The 17,473-nt window shown below is 34.5% G+C and carries 31 protein-coding genes; 1 reads left to right on the plus strand and 30 read right to left on the minus strand.

The window, feature by feature from the left end; genetic code table 11:
* Positions 1–9 precede the first annotated feature (9 nt).
* From rpsD to rpsL, 30 genes are all read right to left on the minus strand, one after another.
* Entirely contained in the window at positions 10–615 is a 606-nt protein-coding gene (gene rpsD, locus AC23L6_RS09790) for a 30S ribosomal protein S4 (protein WP_487562000.1), read from the minus strand.
* A gap of 86 nt (positions 616–701) precedes the next feature.
* Positions 702–1,085 carry a 30S ribosomal protein S11 gene (gene rpsK / locus AC23L6_RS09795; RefSeq protein ID WP_487562001.1) on the minus strand — a complete coding sequence of 128 codons (384 nt, stop codon included), beginning with the start codon at positions 1,083–1,085 and terminating at the stop codon, positions 702–704.
* An 8-nt stretch (positions 1,086–1,093) separates the two neighbouring features.
* The gene (gene rpsM, locus AC23L6_RS09800; protein WP_487562002.1) at positions 1,094–1,468 is read right to left on the minus strand and encodes a 30S ribosomal protein S13; all 375 of its coding nucleotides are present in this window, start codon (positions 1,466–1,468) and stop codon (positions 1,094–1,096) included.
* Between the two features lie 2 nt (positions 1,469–1,470).
* Positions 1,471–1,587 carry a type B 50S ribosomal protein L36 gene (gene ykgO / locus AC23L6_RS09805; protein ID WP_002987490.1) on the minus strand — a complete coding sequence of 39 codons (117 nt, stop codon included), beginning with the start codon at positions 1,585–1,587 and terminating at the stop codon, positions 1,471–1,473.
* Between the two features lie 10 nt (positions 1,588–1,597).
* Complete coding sequence (infA, locus tag AC23L6_RS09810) at positions 1,598–1,813, minus strand: translation initiation factor IF-1 (protein WP_026714631.1); 216 nt, start codon at positions 1,811–1,813, stop codon at positions 1,598–1,600.
* A 5-nt stretch (positions 1,814–1,818) separates the two neighbouring features.
* The gene (secY, locus tag AC23L6_RS09815; RefSeq protein ID WP_487562003.1) at positions 1,819–3,162 is read right to left on the minus strand and encodes a preprotein translocase subunit SecY; all 1,344 of its coding nucleotides are present in this window, start codon (positions 3,160–3,162) and stop codon (positions 1,819–1,821) included.
* 13 nt (positions 3,163–3,175) lie between these two features.
* Positions 3,176–3,628: a 50S ribosomal protein L15 gene (gene rplO / locus AC23L6_RS09820; RefSeq protein ID WP_487562004.1), complete on the minus strand. Its 453-nt coding sequence runs from the start codon at positions 3,626–3,628 to the stop codon at positions 3,176–3,178.
* Between the two features lie 11 nt (positions 3,629–3,639).
* Positions 3,640–3,822, minus strand: coding sequence for a 50S ribosomal protein L30 (gene rpmD, locus AC23L6_RS09825; RefSeq protein ID WP_487562005.1), 183 nt, complete (start codon positions 3,820–3,822; stop codon positions 3,640–3,642).
* A 12-nt stretch (positions 3,823–3,834) separates the two neighbouring features.
* Entirely contained in the window at positions 3,835–4,359 is a 525-nt protein-coding gene (rpsE, locus tag AC23L6_RS09830; RefSeq protein ID WP_487562006.1) for a 30S ribosomal protein S5, read from the minus strand.
* A 6-nt stretch (positions 4,360–4,365) separates the two neighbouring features.
* Positions 4,366–4,716 (minus strand): 50S ribosomal protein L18, encoded by a 351-nt coding sequence (gene rplR / locus AC23L6_RS09835; RefSeq protein WP_487562007.1) that lies wholly within the window; start codon positions 4,714–4,716, stop codon positions 4,366–4,368.
* Between the two features lie 14 nt (positions 4,717–4,730).
* Positions 4,731–5,273: a 50S ribosomal protein L6 gene (gene rplF, locus AC23L6_RS09840; RefSeq protein WP_487562008.1), complete on the minus strand. Its 543-nt coding sequence runs from the start codon at positions 5,271–5,273 to the stop codon at positions 4,731–4,733.
* 14 nt (positions 5,274–5,287) lie between these two features.
* A complete protein-coding gene (gene rpsH, locus AC23L6_RS09845) occupies positions 5,288–5,686 on the minus strand; it encodes a 30S ribosomal protein S8 (RefSeq protein ID WP_487562009.1) in 399 nt (132 codons plus the stop codon).
* A gap of 72 nt (positions 5,687–5,758) precedes the next feature.
* Positions 5,759–6,028: a 30S ribosomal protein S14 gene (gene rpsN / locus AC23L6_RS09850; RefSeq protein ID WP_487562010.1), complete on the minus strand. Its 270-nt coding sequence runs from the start codon at positions 6,026–6,028 to the stop codon at positions 5,759–5,761.
* A gap of 3 nt (positions 6,029–6,031) precedes the next feature.
* A complete protein-coding gene (gene rplE, locus AC23L6_RS09855; RefSeq protein ID WP_487562011.1) occupies positions 6,032–6,583 on the minus strand; it encodes a 50S ribosomal protein L5 in 552 nt (183 codons plus the stop codon).
* Positions 6,584–6,585: 2 nt separating this feature from the next.
* Positions 6,586–6,900 carry a 50S ribosomal protein L24 gene (gene rplX, locus AC23L6_RS09860; protein ID WP_487562012.1) on the minus strand — a complete coding sequence of 105 codons (315 nt, stop codon included), beginning with the start codon at positions 6,898–6,900 and terminating at the stop codon, positions 6,586–6,588.
* An 11-nt stretch (positions 6,901–6,911) separates the two neighbouring features.
* Positions 6,912–7,280 (minus strand): 50S ribosomal protein L14, encoded by a 369-nt coding sequence (rplN, locus tag AC23L6_RS09865; RefSeq protein WP_007803649.1) that lies wholly within the window; start codon positions 7,278–7,280, stop codon positions 6,912–6,914.
* Positions 7,281–7,282: 2 nt separating this feature from the next.
* Complete coding sequence (gene rpsQ / locus AC23L6_RS09870; RefSeq protein WP_213211406.1) at positions 7,283–7,540, minus strand: 30S ribosomal protein S17; 258 nt, start codon at positions 7,538–7,540, stop codon at positions 7,283–7,285.
* 17 nt (positions 7,541–7,557) lie between these two features.
* Positions 7,558–7,749 carry a 50S ribosomal protein L29 gene (gene rpmC, locus AC23L6_RS09875; protein WP_487562015.1) on the minus strand — a complete coding sequence of 64 codons (192 nt, stop codon included), beginning with the start codon at positions 7,747–7,749 and terminating at the stop codon, positions 7,558–7,560.
* A 13-nt stretch (positions 7,750–7,762) separates the two neighbouring features.
* On the minus strand, positions 7,763–8,188 hold the full coding sequence (gene rplP / locus AC23L6_RS09880) for a 50S ribosomal protein L16 (protein WP_487562016.1): 426 nt from the start codon (positions 8,186–8,188) through the stop codon (positions 7,763–7,765).
* Positions 8,189–8,211: 23 nt separating this feature from the next.
* Positions 8,212–8,976, minus strand: a complete 765-nt coding sequence (gene rpsC / locus AC23L6_RS09885) for a 30S ribosomal protein S3 (RefSeq protein ID WP_487562017.1) — start codon at positions 8,974–8,976, stop codon at positions 8,212–8,214.
* A gap of 5 nt (positions 8,977–8,981) precedes the next feature.
* Positions 8,982–9,392 (minus strand): 50S ribosomal protein L22, encoded by a 411-nt coding sequence (gene rplV / locus AC23L6_RS09890; protein WP_487562018.1) that lies wholly within the window; start codon positions 9,390–9,392, stop codon positions 8,982–8,984.
* Between the two features lie 6 nt (positions 9,393–9,398).
* Positions 9,399–9,677, minus strand: a complete 279-nt coding sequence (gene rpsS / locus AC23L6_RS09895) for a 30S ribosomal protein S19 (RefSeq protein ID WP_014085019.1) — start codon at positions 9,675–9,677, stop codon at positions 9,399–9,401.
* 6 nt (positions 9,678–9,683) lie between these two features.
* Positions 9,684–10,508 (minus strand): 50S ribosomal protein L2, encoded by an 825-nt coding sequence (rplB, locus tag AC23L6_RS09900; RefSeq protein ID WP_487562019.1) that lies wholly within the window; start codon positions 10,506–10,508, stop codon positions 9,684–9,686.
* A 16-nt stretch (positions 10,509–10,524) separates the two neighbouring features.
* Positions 10,525–10,815 carry a 50S ribosomal protein L23 gene (gene rplW / locus AC23L6_RS09905; protein WP_487562020.1) on the minus strand — a complete coding sequence of 97 codons (291 nt, stop codon included), beginning with the start codon at positions 10,813–10,815 and terminating at the stop codon, positions 10,525–10,527.
* Between the two features lie 6 nt (positions 10,816–10,821).
* Positions 10,822–11,451, minus strand: a complete 630-nt coding sequence (rplD, locus tag AC23L6_RS09910) for a 50S ribosomal protein L4 (protein ID WP_487562021.1) — start codon at positions 11,449–11,451, stop codon at positions 10,822–10,824.
* On the minus strand, positions 11,451–12,068 hold the full coding sequence (gene rplC, locus AC23L6_RS09915; RefSeq protein WP_487562022.1) for a 50S ribosomal protein L3: 618 nt from the start codon (positions 12,066–12,068) through the stop codon (positions 11,451–11,453). The genes rplD and rplC overlap by 1 nt, the downstream gene beginning before the upstream one ends.
* Positions 12,069–12,168: 100 nt before the next feature.
* Positions 12,169–12,474: a 30S ribosomal protein S10 gene (gene rpsJ / locus AC23L6_RS09920; RefSeq protein WP_091141407.1), complete on the minus strand. Its 306-nt coding sequence runs from the start codon at positions 12,472–12,474 to the stop codon at positions 12,169–12,171.
* 11 nt (positions 12,475–12,485) lie between these two features.
* Positions 12,486–14,642, minus strand: a complete 2,157-nt coding sequence (gene fusA / locus AC23L6_RS09925) for an elongation factor G (protein ID WP_487562023.1) — start codon at positions 14,640–14,642, stop codon at positions 12,486–12,488.
* Positions 14,643–14,652: 10 nt separating this feature from the next.
* A complete protein-coding gene (rpsG, locus tag AC23L6_RS09930; RefSeq protein WP_026718729.1) occupies positions 14,653–15,129 on the minus strand; it encodes a 30S ribosomal protein S7 in 477 nt (158 codons plus the stop codon).
* Between the two features lie 24 nt (positions 15,130–15,153).
* Complete coding sequence (gene rpsL, locus AC23L6_RS09935; protein ID WP_007136570.1) at positions 15,154–15,537, minus strand: 30S ribosomal protein S12; 384 nt, start codon at positions 15,535–15,537, stop codon at positions 15,154–15,156.
* 268 nt (positions 15,538–15,805) lie between these two features.
* Between rpsL and AC23L6_RS09940 the strand changes: the two genes are divergently transcribed.
* Positions 15,806–17,470: a BamA/TamA family outer membrane protein gene (locus AC23L6_RS09940; RefSeq protein WP_487562025.1), complete on the plus strand. Its 1,665-nt coding sequence runs from the start codon at positions 15,806–15,808 to the stop codon at positions 17,468–17,470.
* The last annotated feature ends 3 nt before the right edge of the window (positions 17,471–17,473 follow it).

The following is a 17,473-nucleotide window of genomic DNA, read 5'->3' on the forward strand; positions in this document are numbered from 1 at the left end:
AGTCAATTATTATTTGTTGTACAATTCGACGATTAACTGCTCTTTAATATTTTCTGGAATTTGTAATCTTGCAGGTACAGAAACAAAAACACCTTCTTTAGTATCATTGTTCCATGTAATCCACTCATAAACATGAGAAGAATTGGCCAAAGATCTTTCGATAGATTCTACAGATTTAGACTTTTCACGAACCGCTACTTTGTCACCTGGTTTTAAGTGATAAGAAGGAATATTAACCACTTCACCATTTACAGTAATGTGTCTGTGAGAAACGATTTGACGTGCGCCTCTTCTTGATGGAGCAATTCCCATTCTGAATACTACGTTATCAAGTCTTGCTTCACAAAGTTGAATTAAAACTTCACCAGTTACACCACGTGCAGCAGAAGCTTTTTCAAACAATCCTCTAAATTGTTTTTCAAGAATTCCATAGGTATATTTCGCTTTTTGCTTTTCCATTAATTGGACAGCATACTCCGATTTTTTACCTCTTTTTTTTGCCATCCCGTGTTGTCCAGGAGGGTAATTTCTTTTTTCGAAGGCTTTATCATCTCCGAAGATTGCTTCGCCAAATTTACGAGCGATTTTGGTTTTAGGACCAGTATATCTTGCCATATTAAAAAATTTAAGGTAGCGGTTATGAATTCAGGTCATATCCTCCGATAACCGTATAATCTACCTAGGTTATACTATAAATTATTTTAGACTCTTCTTCTTTTTGGAGGTCTACATCCATTGTGAGGCATTGGTGTAACATCAATAATTTCAGTTACTTCAATTCCTCCATTATGTATAGAACGAATAGCAGACTCACGTCCGTTACCTGGTCCTTTTACATATACTTTTACTTTTTTAAGTCCTGCTTCTAACGCTACTTTACTACAATCTTCTGCTGCCATTTGTGCTGCATACGGAGTATTCTTTTTAGAACCTCTAAAACCCATTTTACCAGCAGATGACCAAGAAATTACTTCACCCTTCTTATTGGTTAAAGAAATAATGATGTTGTTAAAAGTGGCACTAATATGAACTTCACCCGTTGATTCAACGATAACTTTACGTTTTTTTGTTGTTGCTTTAGCCATATTACTTATTATTTAGTTGCTTTTTTCTTGTTAGCAACAGTTTTTCTTTTACCTTTTCTTGTTCTAGAGTTGTTCTTAGTTCTTTGCCCTCTCAACGGAAGACCAGATCTGTGACGAATACCTCTGTAACATCCAATATCCATTAAACGTTTAATGTTTAATGAAACTTCTGAACGTAGTTCACCTTCAATTTTAAAATAGGAAACGGCGTCACGGATTGCTCCAATCTCATCGTCATTCCAATCTTGAACTTTTGTATCTTGGCTAACTTGAGCTTTTTCTAAAATCTCAATTGCTCTACTTTTACCGATTCCGAAGATGTAGGTTAAAGCGATAACTCCTCTTTTGTTTTTTGGGATATCTACCCCTGCTATTCTTGCCATAACTATCCTTGTCTTTGTTTAAATCTAGGATTCTTTTTGTTGATTACGTATAATCTGCCTTTTCTGCGTACAATAATACACTCGGCACTTCTTTTCTTAACTGATGCTCTTACTTTCATTGTAATACTTTTAATATCTATAAGTAATTCTTGCTTTTGACAAATCGTAAGGACTCATTTCTAATTTCACTTTGTCACCAGGTAACAATTTGATATAATGCATACGCATTTTTCCAGAAATATGAGCAATTACAACATGTCCGTTTTCTAACTCTACACGGAACATTGCATTAGATAATGCTTCTATAATTGACCCGTCTTGTTCTATTGCTGATTGTTTTGCCATAAAAATTAAGCTACTGCTTTTCTATTTTTACCACTTTTCATCAACCCATCGTAATGTTTATTTAATAAATAAGAATTGATTTGCTGAATAGTATCAATTGCAACACCAACCATAATTATTAATGAAGTTCCTCCAAAAAACATTGCCCAAGATTGTTGCACACCAAAACTTACAACAATTGCTGGGAACACAGCTATTAAAGCAAGAAATAATGAACCTGGAAAAGTAATCAATGACATAATATGATCTAAAAAATCTGAGGTTTCAACACCTGGTCTTACACCTGGTATAAATCCACCACTACGTTTCAAATCATCAGCCATTTTATTTGTTGGAACAGTAATAGCCGTATAAAAGAATGTAAATACAACAATCAATGTTGCAAATACAAAATTATACCAAAAACCAAACATATTACTAAACGCTCCAGCAATTGACTGAGAAGTTTCAGATTGAGACAAACCTGCCAATGCAGCTGGTATGAACATAATTGCCTGAGCAAATATAATTGGCATAACACCCGAAGCATTCAATTTCAATGGAATCCATTGTCTATTTCCTCCCATCATGTCTTGCTCAAAGTCACCAGTCGTTGTTCTTCTAGCATATTGTACAGGAATTTTTCGCACAGCCATTACCAACAACACACAAGAAATAATAACTAACAACCATATAATAACCTCGATAACCAATAACATTGGACCTCCGTTATTGTTTGTAATTGTTGACGTAAACTCTTGAATAAATGCTTGTGGTAGTCTAGCTAGAATTCCAACCATAATTAAAAGAGAAATTCCATTACCAATTCCTTTATCAGTTATTTTTTCTCCTAACCACATAGCAAATATAGTACCTGTAGTTAAAATCAAAACCGATGAAAATAAAAATGAGAATGAATCAAATCCTAATAAAAAAGCATTACTTGGTAATGTTCTATACAAATTGTAAATATATCCTGGTCCTTGAACTAGGGTTATAACAATTGTTAACCAACGTGTTATTTGGTTGATTTTCTTTCTTCCACTTTCACCATCCTTTTGTAATTTTTGCAAATAAGGAATAGCGATTCCCATTAACTGAACTACAATCGAAGCTGAAATGTAAGGCATGATGCCTAAAGCGAAAACAGAAGCTTTAGAAAACGCTCCACCCGTAAACATGTCTAGAATTGAACCAATACCATTTTTTGTTTGACCCGCTAAAGTATGTAATTGCGTAGCGTCTATACCCGGAAGAGTAACATGTGCGCCAAATCGATATACTAAAAGAAGTCCTAAAGTTAATAGGATTCTATTTTTTAGTTCCTCAATTTTCCACACATTGGCTAATGATTCAAAAAATTTCTTCATCTTAATAAAAAAATTATAGTACTACAGCTTCTCCTCCAGCAGCTTCAATAGCCGCTTTTGCAGTTGCAGTAAATTTGTGAGCAGATACTTTTAATTTTGCTTTCAATTCGCCTCTTCCTAAAATCTTTACGATTTCATTCTTAGTAGCCAATCGATTTGTAACATAAACTGTCATATCAACAGCATCAGTAACAATCCCGTTGTCTACTAACGATTGTAAAGTATCTAAGTTTACACCTTCGTATTCTTTACGATTGATGTTTTTGAAACCAAATTTAGGCACACGTCTTTGAAGTGGCATTTGACCACCTTCAAAACCAATCTTTTTTGAATATCCAGAACGAGATTTTGCTCCTTTGTGACCTCTTGCTGATGTACCACCTTTTCCAGAACCTTCTCCTCTTCCTAATCTTTTATTTTGATTGTGTGTTGACCCTTCAGCTGGCTGTAAGTTACTTAAATTCATAACTATAATTGTTATTTAACTTCCTCTACGGAAACTAAGTGTTTAACTTTATTTATCATTCCAAGGATAGCAGGATTAGAATCATGCTCTACAACTTGGCCCATTTTACGTAGTCCTAAAGCTTCCAAACCTCTTTTCTGTGTTAGAGGACAGTTGATTTTGCTTTTTACCTGTTTTACTAATAATTTAGCCATAATTTCCTTGAATTAACCTTTAAAAACTTTTTCTAAAGAAACGCCTCTTTGTTTTGCAACAGTATGCGCACTTCTCATCTGTAATAAAGCATCAAAAGTTGCTTTTACTACATTATGTGGATTTGATGAACCTTGTGATTTAGATAATACATCGTGAATACCTACTGATTCTAATACTGAACGAACAGCACCACCAGCAATAACTCCAGTACCATGCGATGCAGGAATTAAGAATACACGTGCACCACCAAATTTACCTTTTTGTTCGTGTGGAACAGATTGTCCGTTCAAAGGAATTTTTACTAAATTTTTCTTAGCATCTTCTACCGCTTTAGCAATAGCTTCAGATACATCCTTAGATTTTCCTAAACCGTGACCCACTACCCCATTCTCGTCTCCTACAACTACGATCGCAGAAAACCCGAAAGCTCTACCTCCTTTAGTAACTTTAGTAACACGATTCACACTTACCAAACGATCTTTCAATTCAAGTCCACTTGGTTTTACTAACTCTATGCTTTTGTATTTATTAGACATACTATATTAGAATTTAAGTCCGGCTGCTCTCGCGCCTTCTGCTAATGATTGAATACGACCGTGATATAAGTAACCTCCTCTATCGAAAGTTACTGCATCTATCCCAGCTTTTAACGCTTTTTCAGCAACCAATTTTCCAACTGCATTTGCTATTTCAACGTTAGTACCTTTACCTATTCCTTTTTCTCTTGAAGATGCAGACAACAAAGTAACTCCATTCACATCATCAATAAGTTGAGCGTAAATTTCTTTGTTACTTCTAAATACAGAAAGTCTTGGTTTAGTGGAAGTACCACTTACAATTTTTCTAATTCTGAATCTAATTCTCTGTCTTCTATCAGATTTTGTTAATGACATAATCTTATATTTTTTTAAGCTGATTTACCTGCTTTTCTTCTTAATACTTCACCTACAAACTTAACTCCTTTACCTTTGTAAGGCTCTGGTCTTCTAAAACCTCTGATTTTCGCAGCAACTTGACCTAACAATTGTTTATCAAATGAAGTTAACTTTACAATTGGATTTTTACCTTTTTCAGAAATAGTTTCCAATTTAACTTCTGGAGCTACTTCTAAAATGATATTGTGAGAAAATCCAAGAGCTAAATCTAATTTTTGACCTTGATTTGAAGCTCTATAACCAACTCCTACCAACTCTAATTCTTTAGTAAACCCTTCAGACACTCCCACAATCATATTATTGATTAGAGATCTGTACAATCCGTGTTTTGCTCTTTGATCTTTATAATCTGATGATCTTTCAACTTGAACTTGACCATCCTCAACTTTTACAGTAACATCTGAATATTCCTGAGTCAGTTGACCTAATTTACCTTTTACCGTGATTACGTTATCGTTTACCTCGACAGTTACACCAGCAGGTACCACAACGGGATTTTTTCCTATTCTTGACATCGTTTAGCTTTTTATTAGTATACGTAACAAATTACTTCACCACCAACGTTTAGTTGTTTGGCTTGTTTTCCTGTCATCAAACCTTTTGATGTAGAAACAATTGCTATACCTAAACCGTTTAAGATTCTAGGTAATTTAGAAGCACCTGCGTACTTACGTAAACCTGGTTTACTAATTCTTTGGATATCTTTGATTACAGGCTCTTTAGTATCTTTATCATACTTTAAAGCAATTTTGATAGAACCCTGAACCGAATTCTCTTCAAACTTGTAGCTCAAGATATAACCTTGGTCAAATAAAATTTTGGTAATTTCTTTTTTTAGATTAGAAGCAGGAATCTCAACTACTTTGTGGTTTGCAGCCACAGCATTTCGAACTCTTGTCAAATAATCCGCAATAGGATCTGTATACATGTTTATTAATTTGCGGTAACGGTTTTCAGCAAAACTCTTTTACTGAACCTGAAACCAATTTATAATTCTTTTTTACCAGCTGGCTTTTTTTACACCTGGTATCAAACCTTGATTAGCCATTTCACGGAAAGTTACACGTGAAATACCGAATTGACGGATATAACCTCTTGGTCTTCCAGTTAATTTACAACGATTGTGTAAACGAACAGGAGAAGCATTTTTTGGTAATTTTTGCAAACCTACGAAATCTCCAGCTTCTAACAAAGCTTTTCTTTTTTCAGCGTACTTAGCTACGGTTTTTTCTCTTTTAACCTCACGGGCTTTCATTGATTCTTTAGCCATATCTTAATTCTTTTTAAAAGGTAATCCCAATTCAGCCAATAATGACTTTGCTTCCTTGTCTGTTTTTGCAGTGGTAACAAAAGTAATATCCATACCCGAAATTTTATTCACTTTATCAATATCAATTTCAGGGAAAATGATTTGTTCTAAAACTCCTAAGTTGTAATTACCTCTACCATCAAAACCGGTAGCTTTAATTCCGTTAAAATCACGAACACGTGGTAGAGCAGAAGTTACTAATCTATCTAAAAATTCGTACATTCTTTCTCCACGTAAAGTAACTTTAGCACCGATAGGCATTCCTTTTCTCAATTTAAAAGACGCAACGTCTTTTTTAGAGATAGTAGCTACAGCCTTTTGTCCAGTTATCTTAGTCAACTCATCTACAGCATAGTCGATAAGTTTTTTATCAGAAACTGCTGCACCAACTCCTTTACTCAAAACGATTTTTTCCAATTTAGGAACTTGCATTACGTTTTTGTAACCGAATTCTTCTTTAAGAGCAGAGATTACTCTGTTCTTATATTCATCTTTTAGTCTAGGTATATAAGCCATCACTATAATACTTGATTAGATTTTTTTGAAAATCTTACTTTTTTATCTCCTTCAACTTTAATTCCAACTCTAGTTGCTTTTTTTGATTTTGGATCAATTAATGCAATATTTGAAATATGTATTGGAGCTTCTTTCTTAACGATACCACCTTGAGGGTTTTTGGCACTTGGTTTTGTATGTTTTGAAACCATGTTAATACCCTCAACAATCGCTTTATTCTTCTCACGATCTACTTTTAAAACTTTTCCTTCTGATCCTTTGTGATCTCCAGCAATAACTTTAACAGTATCTCCTGATTTTATTTTTAGCTTTATCATCTCTTGAATAATTAAAGCACCTCTGGTGCTAATGATACAATCTTCATGAATTGTTTTTCACGAAGTTCTCTCGCTACTGGACCAAAAACACGAGTTCCTCTCATTTCTCCAGCCGCATTTAATAACACACATGCGTTGTCATCAAAACGGATATAAGATCCATCAGCTCTTCTCACTTCTTTTTTGGTACGTACAACAACTGCAGTTGATACTGCTCCTTTTTTTACGTTTCCGTTAGGAGTAGCATCTTTAATAGATACTACAATCTTGTCACCAACAGAGGCATACCTTCTTTTGGTACCTCCTAAAACACGGATAGTTAAAACTTCTTTAGCTCCTGTGTTATCTGCTACTTTTAGTCTTGATTCTTGTTGTACCATAATTATTTAGCTCTTTCAATGATTTCAACTAATCTCCAACATTTTGATTTACTTAAAGGACGCGTTTCGCTAATTCTTACAGTATCTCCAATGTTACAGTCGTTTGTTTCGTCGTGTGCAACATATTTTTTTGTTTTCAACACGAACTTACCGTATAATGGGTGCTTTACTTTAGTTACTTGAGCAACAACAATAGATTTATCCATTTTGTTTGAAGTAACTACACCAATTCTTTCTTTTCTTAAATTTCTTTTTTCCATCTTTCAGCAGAATACAATTATTGTAACTCTCTTTTAGTTAGCTCAGTAGCTAGTCTTGCAACTGTTCTTCTAACACTTCTTATTTGAAGTGGATTCTCAATTGGAGAAATAGCATGTGCCATTTTTAGGTCAGCATATTTTTTCTTAGTTTGACTAAGTTTTTCTTGCAACTCCGCTGCAGAAAGATTTTTTATTTCTGATTGTTTCATACTATAAATTAAATTATGCTTCGAAATCTCTAGCTACGACGAATTTAGTTTTTACAGGTAGTTTTTGAGCTGCAAGACGTAATGCCTCTTTAGCAACTGACAAAGGAACTCCTCCTACTTCAAACATAATTCTTCCAGGTCTAACAACAGCAGCCCAATATTCAACGGCTCCTTTTCCTTTACCCATACGTACTTCAAGAGGTTTCTTAGTAATTGGTTTATCTGGAAAAATTTTAATCCATAATTGACCTTCTCTTTTCATATAACGAGTTGCTGCAATACGAGCTGCTTCGATTTGACGAGAAGTAAGGAACATTCCATCTTCATGTACAGATTTAATTCCAAACATTCCATTAGAAAGTTCATGCCCTCTTTGTGCATTTCCTTTCATTTTACCTTTCTGTACCTTACGGTATTTTGTTCTTTTAGGCTGTAACATTTTTCTTTAATTTTTTAAAAAATTTACTTTCGTTTACGGTCTCCTCCAGATTTTCTGTCTTTGTTGAAAGGCTTACGATCTCCTCTTGGAGCATCACCACCTTTACCACCTCCAGCACCTGCTTGTTTTTTATCCATTCCTACAAGTGGAGAAAGATCTCTCTTTCCGTAAACTTCACCTTTCATAATCCACACTTTGATACCCATTCTACCATAAGTAGTATGTGCCTCAGCAAGTGCATAATCAATATCGGCTCTGAAAGTTGATAGAGGAATTCTTCCTTCTTTGAAACCTTCTGAACGTGCCATCTCTGCTCCATTCAAACGTCCAGAGATTAAAACTTTGATACCTTCAGCATTCATACGCATAGAGGCAGCAATAGCCATTTTAATTGCTCTTCTGTAAGAAATTCTGCTTTCGATTTGACGAGCGATACTTGTTGCAACTAAATAAGCATCAAGTTCAGGTCTTTTGATTTCAAAGATGTTGATTTGAACCTCTTTGTCCGTAATTTTCTTAAGTTCTTCTTTTAACTTGTCTACCTCTTGACCACCTTTTCCGATAATAATACCAGGTCTAGCAGTAGTGATAGTAACGGTTACAAGTTTTAAAGTTCTCTCGATGATTACTTTTGATACACTAGCTTTTGATAAACGAGCATGGATATACTTTCTGATTTTATAATCTTCAGCGATTTTATCACCGTAATCATTTCCACCATACCAGTTTGAATCCCATCCTCTGATGATACCAAGTCTGTTTCCTATTGGATTTGTCTTTTGTCCCATCTTAATTAATTGCTTTGTGTGTTATCTAATTGTCCCAATACCACAGTAACGTGATTAGAACGTTTTCTAATTCTGTGTGCTCTTCCTTGTGGTGCTGGACGAAGTCTTTTTAACATCATTCCACCGTCAACACGGATTTCTTTTACAAATAAGCCTGCTTCTTCCATACTAGCATCTGGATTTTTTGCTTGCCAATTGGCAATAACAGATAAAACCAATTTCTCTAATTTTCTTGAAGCTTCTTTAGAGCTAAATCTTAAAATATTTAAAGCTCTTTCTACTTTCTGACCTCTTACCAAGTCCGCTACTAAGCGCATTTTTCTAGGTGAAGTAGGGCAGTTATTCAATTTTGCAAAAGCTATAGACTTATTAGCCTCTTTTCTTGCGTCTGCTGTTTCTCTTTTACGAACTCCCATTTCTTCTTATTTTTTACCTTTATTTTTTGCTCCAGCGTGACCTCTAAAAGATCTTGTTGGCGAAAATTCTCCTAATTTGTGTCCTACCATATTTTCTGTTACGTAAACTGGTACAAACTGACGACCATTGTGAACAGCAATTGTTTGCCCAACAAAGTCTGGAGTAATCATAGAAGCTCTAGACCAAGTCTTAACCACTCCTTTATTTCCCTTTTCAATATTTTCTTGAACTTTTTTGTCTAATTTATAATGAACAAAAGGTCCTTTTTTTAATGAACGTGCCATATCTTGTTATTTCTTTCTACGTTCTACAATATACTTGTTACTCGGATTTTGCTTAGAACGCGTTCTATACCCTTTAGCAGGTATTCCTTTTCTTGAACGTGGATGTCCTCCAGAAGAACGTCCTTCTCCACCACCCATTGGGTGATCAACAGGGTTCATTGCAACTGGTCTTGTTCTAGGTCTTCTTCCTAACCATCTTGTTCTACCTGCTTTACCAGATACAATTAACTGATGATCCGAATTTGATACCGCTCCAATTGTAGCCGAACATGTTAACAAGATTAATCTAGTTTCACCTGAAGGCATTTTTATGGTAGCATATTTACCGTCTCTTGCCATTAACTGTGCGAATGTTCCAGCAGAACGAGCAATAACAGCTCCTTGTCCTGGACGTAATTCGATACAAGAAATTACAGTTCCTAATGGAATTTTACTCAAAGGCAAAGTGTTACCAATTTCTGGTTGAGCATCAGCACCAGAAACTAATTTCTGACCTACTTTCAAACCATTTTGAGCAATTACATATGTTTTCTCTCCATCAGCATAAGCTAACAAAGCAATAAATGCAGTACGATTTGGATCGTATTCAATTGATTTCACTGTAGCTGGAATTCCATCTTTAGTTCTTTTGAAATCAATAATACGATATCTCTGCTTGTGACCACCACCCGTATAACGCATGGTCATCTTTCCTTGACTATTTCTACCTCCTGAGTTTTTTATCGGCGCTATCAAAGAGCGTTCCGGCTTATCAGTTGTAATAGCGTCAAAACTATTCACAACTCTAAATCGCTGACCCGGGGTAATAGGTTTTAATTTTCTAACTGACATTTCTCTGCCTTATTTATTAGATATTATTGTAAAAATCTATTGTTTCTCCTTCTTGTACTTGAACAATCGCTTTTTTGAAAGCGTTAGTCTTTCCACTGATTAAACCACTTTTAGTATATTTTGTAGTTCTATCTGGTCTTACATTCATAGTATTAACAGAAACAATCGATACTCCATAAGCAGCTTCTACAGCTTTCTTAATTTGCACTTTGTTTGCTTTTCTGTCAACTACAAAACCAAATTGATTCAAAACCTCACCTTGTTTGGTTATTTTCTCAGTTACTATAGGTTTAATTATGATGCTCATATCCTATTATTTGCTTAAATTTTCTTCAATTCCTTCTAAAGAACCCTCTAAAAGGACTAAATTATTAGCATTTAAAATAGCGTAAGTACTTAATTCTGAGTTAGTTACAACGCTAGATGCCTTTAAATTGCGTGAGGACAAATATACATTTTTATTTGAATCACCCAACACGAATAAAGATTTTTTATTCTCTAAGCCTAATGCTTTCAAAATACTAATGAAATTTTTGGTGTTTGGTGTTTCAAAATTGAAATCTTCAACAACAATTAAATTAGATTCTTTGGCCTTAATTGAGAATGCAGATTTTCTTGCCAAACGCTTTAAATTTTTATTCAATTTAAAGGAGTAGCTTCTTGGACGTGGTCCAAAAACAGTTCCTCCTCCTTTGAATAAAGGACTCTTTTTGCTACCTGCACGAGCAGTACCTGTACCTTTTTGCTTTTTAATCTTGCGAGTACTTCCAGTAACTTCAGCTCTTTCTTTAGCTTTGTGAGTTCCTTGTCTTTGATTTGCTAAATATTGTTTAACATCAAGATATACTGCGTGATTGTTTGGCTCTATTGCGAATACTGAATCAGAAAGTTGAACTTTTCTGCCAGTTTCTTTTCCGGTTTTATCTAAAACTTTTACTTCCATTACTTCTGAATGATTACATAAGAGTTTTTATGTCCAGGAATACATCCTTTAATAACAAGCAAATTCTTTTCAGAAACTACTTTTAAAACTCTAAGATTTTGTACTTTCACATTATCTCCACCCATTCTTCCAGCCATACGCATTCCTTTGAATACTCTAGATGGATAGGAAGATGCTCCAACAGATCCAGGAGCTCTCAAACGGTTGTGTTGTCCATGAGTAGATTGTCCAACCCCACCAAAACCGTGACGTTTAACAACACCTTGGAATCCTTTCCCTTTAGATACTCCTTGAATATCTACAAATTCTCCTTCTTCAAAAATGGAAACATCAATGATATCACCTAATTTTTGTTCTGTTGCAAAATCTTGAAATTCAACGACTTTTTTCTTAGCTACAGTTCCTGCTTTTTTAAAGTGACCTACAGCCGCTTTTGAGGAGTGTTTCTCGTTTTTGTCATCGAAACCAAGTTGCAACGCTTCATACCCGTCAACACCTTTGGTTCTGACTTGGGTAACAACGCATGGTCCAGCTTCGATTACTGTACAAGGAATATTTTTCCCGTTTTCGTCGAAAATACTAGTCATGCCGATTTTTTTACCAATTAACCCAGACATAATTATTATTTATTGATTATTAAAAAAATAGTGATTAGTCGTTAGAAAATAGTGATTAGCAAAAACTAATCACTATTCACTTATGACTAATTACTGAAAATTATACTTTAATTTCTACTTCAACTCCACTAGGCAACTCTAACTTCATAAGAGCATCAATGGTTTTTGAAGAGGAAGAGTAAATGTCAATTAATCTTTTGTATGACATTACTTCAAATTGTTCTCTCGCTTTTTTATTAACGTGTGGAGAACGTAGTACTGTAAAAAGTTTTTTGTGAGTAGGTAACGGAATAGGACCAGTTACTACGGCTCCAGTGCTTTTTACTGTTTTTACAATCTTTTCTGATGATTTATCCACCAACATGTGATCGTAAGACTTTAATTTTATTCTAATTTTTTGACTCATCTTGTTAAAAATTAAGCGTTACCTTTTGCTTTTTTGATTACTTCTTCAGAAATATTTGAAGGAGTTTGTTCGTAGTGTGAAAATTCCATAGTAGATGTAGCTCTACCTGAAGACAACGTTCTCAATGTAGTTACATAACCAAACATTTCAGATAATGGAACGTGAGCTTTGATGGTTTTTGCACCCGCTCTGTCACCCATATCATTCACTTGACCTCTTCTTCTGTTCAAATCTCCTACAATATCCCCCATATTTTCTTCTGGAGTAATCACTTCGATTTTCATAATAGGCTCAAGGATAACAGCTCCTGCAGCTTTAGCCACTTCTTTGTAACCCATTTTTGCTGCTAATTCAAAAGAAAGAGCATCAGAATCTACAGGGTGATACGAACCGTCCAATAAAGTTACTTTTAAACTATCTACAGTATATCCAGCTAATGGACCTGTTTTCATAGCTTCTCTGAAACCTTTTTCAACAGCAGGAATATATTCTTTTGGTACGTTACCACCTTTAACCTCATTTACAAATTGCAAACCTACAGGAGTTTTACCATCAACTTGGTCAGCTGGCTCCAAACGGAAAACAATGTCTCCAAATTTACCACGACCTCCAGATTGTTTTTTATAAACTTCTCTGTGCTGTGCTGATTTTGTGAAAGCTTCTTTGTACTCAACTTGTGGTTCACCTTGGTTTACCTCAACTTTGAATTCTCTCTTCATACGATCTACAAGAATGTCTAAGTGTAACTCACCCATACCTGAAATAATCGTTTGTCCAGAAGCTTCATCTGTTCTAACAGTAAAAGTTGGATCTTCTTCAGCTAATTTTGCTAAAGCCATACCCATTTTATCTACGTCAGCCTTAGTTTTTGGCTCAATAGCGATACCAATTACTGGATCAGGGAATTTCATTGACTCAAGAATAATTGGGTGTTTTTCATCACACATCGTATCTCCAGTCTTGATATCTTTAAATCCAACTGCAGCTCCAATATCTCCAGCTTCGATGTACTCGATTGGGTTTTGTTTGTTAGCATGCATTTGGTAAATACGAGAAATACGCTCTTTGTTTCCAGAACGTGTGTTCAAGATGTATGAACCAGCATCCAAACGACCTGAATAGGCACGGAAGAAAGCTAAACGACCAACATAAGGGTCAGTGGCAATTTTAAATGCTAAAGCAGCAAACGGCTCTTTAACATCTGGACGACGTATGATTTTCTTTTGATCTTCTTCTAATAAATCAACATCATCAGGATGAATACCTTCAATACCTTCTTTATCTAATGGAGATGGTAAATATTTACATACCGCATCCAACATGAATTGAACACCTTTGTTTTTGAATGATGAACCAGCAATCATCGGAATGATAGCCATGTCAATTGTAGCCGCTCTTAAAGCATTGTTGATTTCTTCCTCAGTGATTGAGTTTTCATCTTCCATGTATTTATCAAGCAGATTTTCATCGTACTCAGCAACTGCTTCAATTAAAGTAGAACGGTATTGTTTTACTTCATCAACCATATCAGCTGGAATCTCAACGATGTCGAATGTCGCTCCTTGAGTTTCATCATGCCAAATGATTGCTTGATTTTTAACCAAATCAACTACTCCTTTAAAGTCATTTTCTTCACCTATTGGCAAAGTGATTGCAACTGCGTTAGATTTTAACATATCTCTAACTTGTTGACAAACGTTTAAGAAGTTTGATCCTTGACGGTCCATTTTGTTAACGAATCCCATACGAGGAACTCTATATTGATCAGCAAGTCTCCAGTTAGTTTCTGATTGAGGCTCAACACCATCAACAGCAGAAAACAAAAAAACCAACCCATCCAATACACGTAAGGAACGATTTACCTCTACGGTAAAGTCAACGTGACCGGGAGTATCAATAATGTTAAAATGGTACGGTTTTGATTCTGGTAAAATTTTACCTTGTTCAGTTGGAAAACTCCACTCACAAGTTGTTGCAGCAGAAGTAATAGTAATACCTCTTTCTTGCTCTTGCGCCATCCAGTCCATTGTTGCTGCACCATCGTGCACTTCACCAATTTTGTGTGATTTCCCAGTGTAGAATAATATACGCTCAGTTGTTGTTGTTTTACCAGCATCAATGTGAGCAGCAATTCCTATATTTCTTGTATATTTTAAATCTCTAGCCATTTCTTATGAATTAAAATCTAAAATGAGAGAAAGCTTTGTTTGCCTCAGCCATTTTGTGAGTATCCATTCTTTTCTTAACAGCTGCACCTTCTTCTTTGGCTGCTGCCAAAACTTCAGACGCTAACTTTTGTGCCATAGATTTTTCATTTCTTCTTCTTGCATAAAGAATCATCCATTTCATCGCCATAGAAATTTTTCTATCTGGACGAATTTGCATAGGAATTTGGAATGTAGCTCCACCAACTCTACGACTACGTACTTCTACGTGAGGCATAACGTTTGTTAAGGCATCTTTCCATATTTCTACTGAAGATTTTTCTGCATCTTGTTTCTTAGCTTCTACGATATCCATTGCATCATAGAACACTTTGAAAGCTGTTGATTTCTTACCATCCCACATTAAGTTGTTTACAAAACGCGTTACTAATTGGTCGTTAAACCTTGGATCTGGTAAAAGTGGTCTTTTCTTTGCCGCTCTTTTTCTCATGTTTTTTTCTTAAAAGTTTTAAAATTACTTTTTAGCCTCTTTTGGGCGTTTTGCTCCGTACTTAGATCTTCTTTGTGTTCTTCCTGCTACACCTGATGTATCAAGCGCACCACGCACAATATGGTATCTTACTCCTGGCAAATCTTTTACCCTTCCACCCCTAACTAATACTATCGAGTGCTCTTGTAGATTGTGTCCTTCTCCAGGGATGTAAGCATTTACTTCGTTACCATTTGTCAAACGCACACGCGCAACTTTACGCATTGCAGAGTTTGGTTTTTTTGGTGTAGTAGTGTAAACACGCGTACAAACCCCTCTTCTTTGAGGACAAGAATCTAAAGCAACCGATTTACTCTTCTTAGTTATCTGAGTTCTTCCTGTTCTTACTAATTGTTGAATTGTTGGCATAATTAATACTAAAAATATATTATGATTTAATTTCCCGCTTTTTACGGGGTTGCAAATGTAGTAATTATTTTTAACGAAACAAATCATAACTAATTAATTTTTCAACTATTTAAATATTTGTGTTTTAATGAAATATGAATTTACATTTGTTAAAAAAAAGAGCGAAAACAAAGTCGTCGGAAAATTGTGGTTGTAACGATACTGCTATGTTTCAATTTTTATATTATTTCGGGCTTTTTTGCGTTACTTTTATCAAAATTTAAACTCCTTGAAAGAACTATTTCTTATATTTTCAATCCTATTTCTTAGCTTGAATAGCTCTGCACAAAGACTTGCGTTGACTATTAAAGGAAATTCTGACTTTGAAAACAAAATTATTGACTCTTTGAGTTATAACCATGAACATACAAATGCAAAGTCAATACTAGGCGAAATTAATTCGATGTCTGAAAGACTAACAAAAATTGGTTACATTGAAAATAGCGTTACCGAGAATGTAAAAGTTAATGACAGCACATTTTCTTGTCAATTTAGCTTAAAGAGTAAAATTAATTTTAGTCATATATATATAGGTAAAAACAAAATATTTGACTCTTTATCTAACGTAAAATCAAAAAACGATACCATAATCATACCATATTCAGAGACAGAAAGTTTTTTGCAACAAACATTGAAAGAGCTTGAAAAAAAAGGATTTTCACTTGCAAAACTAAAACTTGAAAATCTAAAAAAAATCAATAATTATGTAGTTGCCGATTTAAAAATTGAATTCAAAAACAAGAGAGTAATTAACGATATTGTCGTTCTTGGTTATGACAATTTTCCTAATGGACACGTTAACAATCTTAAACGAATTTATAAAAACAAAACTTTCAATCAAGACAACTTAAAAAGAGTCTACGATGACTTTGAAAAATTTCGTTTCACAAAACAATTAAAATACCCTGAAATTCTCTTTGAAAAAGATTCAACAAAGATTTATGTTTATTTAGAAAGGACGAAGTCAAATAATTTTGATGGTTTTATTGGATTTTCCAATAACAGTGAAAAAAATATTCAATTTAATGGATACCTAGACTTGAACCTAAACAATACTTTGAATAGTGGAGAACTATTTTCTCTTTTTTGGAAAAGTGACGGAAACCAACAAAAAACGATTAACCTAGCAATGGAAATTCCGTATATATTTAAGAGTCCACTTGGAATAAAGTCCCAATTAAACATCTTCAAACAAGATAGTACATTTCAAAACACAAAAACAGCACTAGATTTGGGATATTTTCTTGATTACAACACAAGAGTCTATTTGGGATATCAGTCAACCGAATCGAGTGACATACAAAACCAAAACTCAACCTCCATTAGTGATTACAAAAACTCATTTTTTACAACCAACTTCGATTTTATAAATTTTAAAACTGATGATTACCTTTTTCCGGAAAAAACAAGAATCAATTTAAAAATCGGACTGGGAAGTAGAAAATCATTAGAAAATAGCAGCCAAAGTTTTTTTAGTGTGGATTTACGTCACAACTTGTATTTGAACCAAAAAAATAGTTTTAACATTAAAAGTCAAAATTATTTCTTAAAAAGCAATATATATCTAACAAACGAATTATATCGTTTTGGAGGAATACAATCCATACGCGGTTTTGGAGAAAACAGCTTACAAGCGAATTTATTTACCTCTATATTAACTGAATACAGATATGCCGTTTCTCCTTCATTATATGTTCATTCTATTATTGACTACGGGTATTTTCAAGACAAAACAACTTTCAACAGCGGAAGCTTGACAAGTATTGGATTTGGATTTGGATTAGCCACAAAGAATGGATTACTCAATTTGATTTACGCAAATGGAAGCAGAGACGAATTCTCCTTTAAAAGCTCAAATTCAATTGTTCATGTTAGTTTTAAAACAAATTTCTAGGTT

The sequence above is a fragment of the Flavobacterium sp. R1_16 genome, from assembly GCF_057652095.1.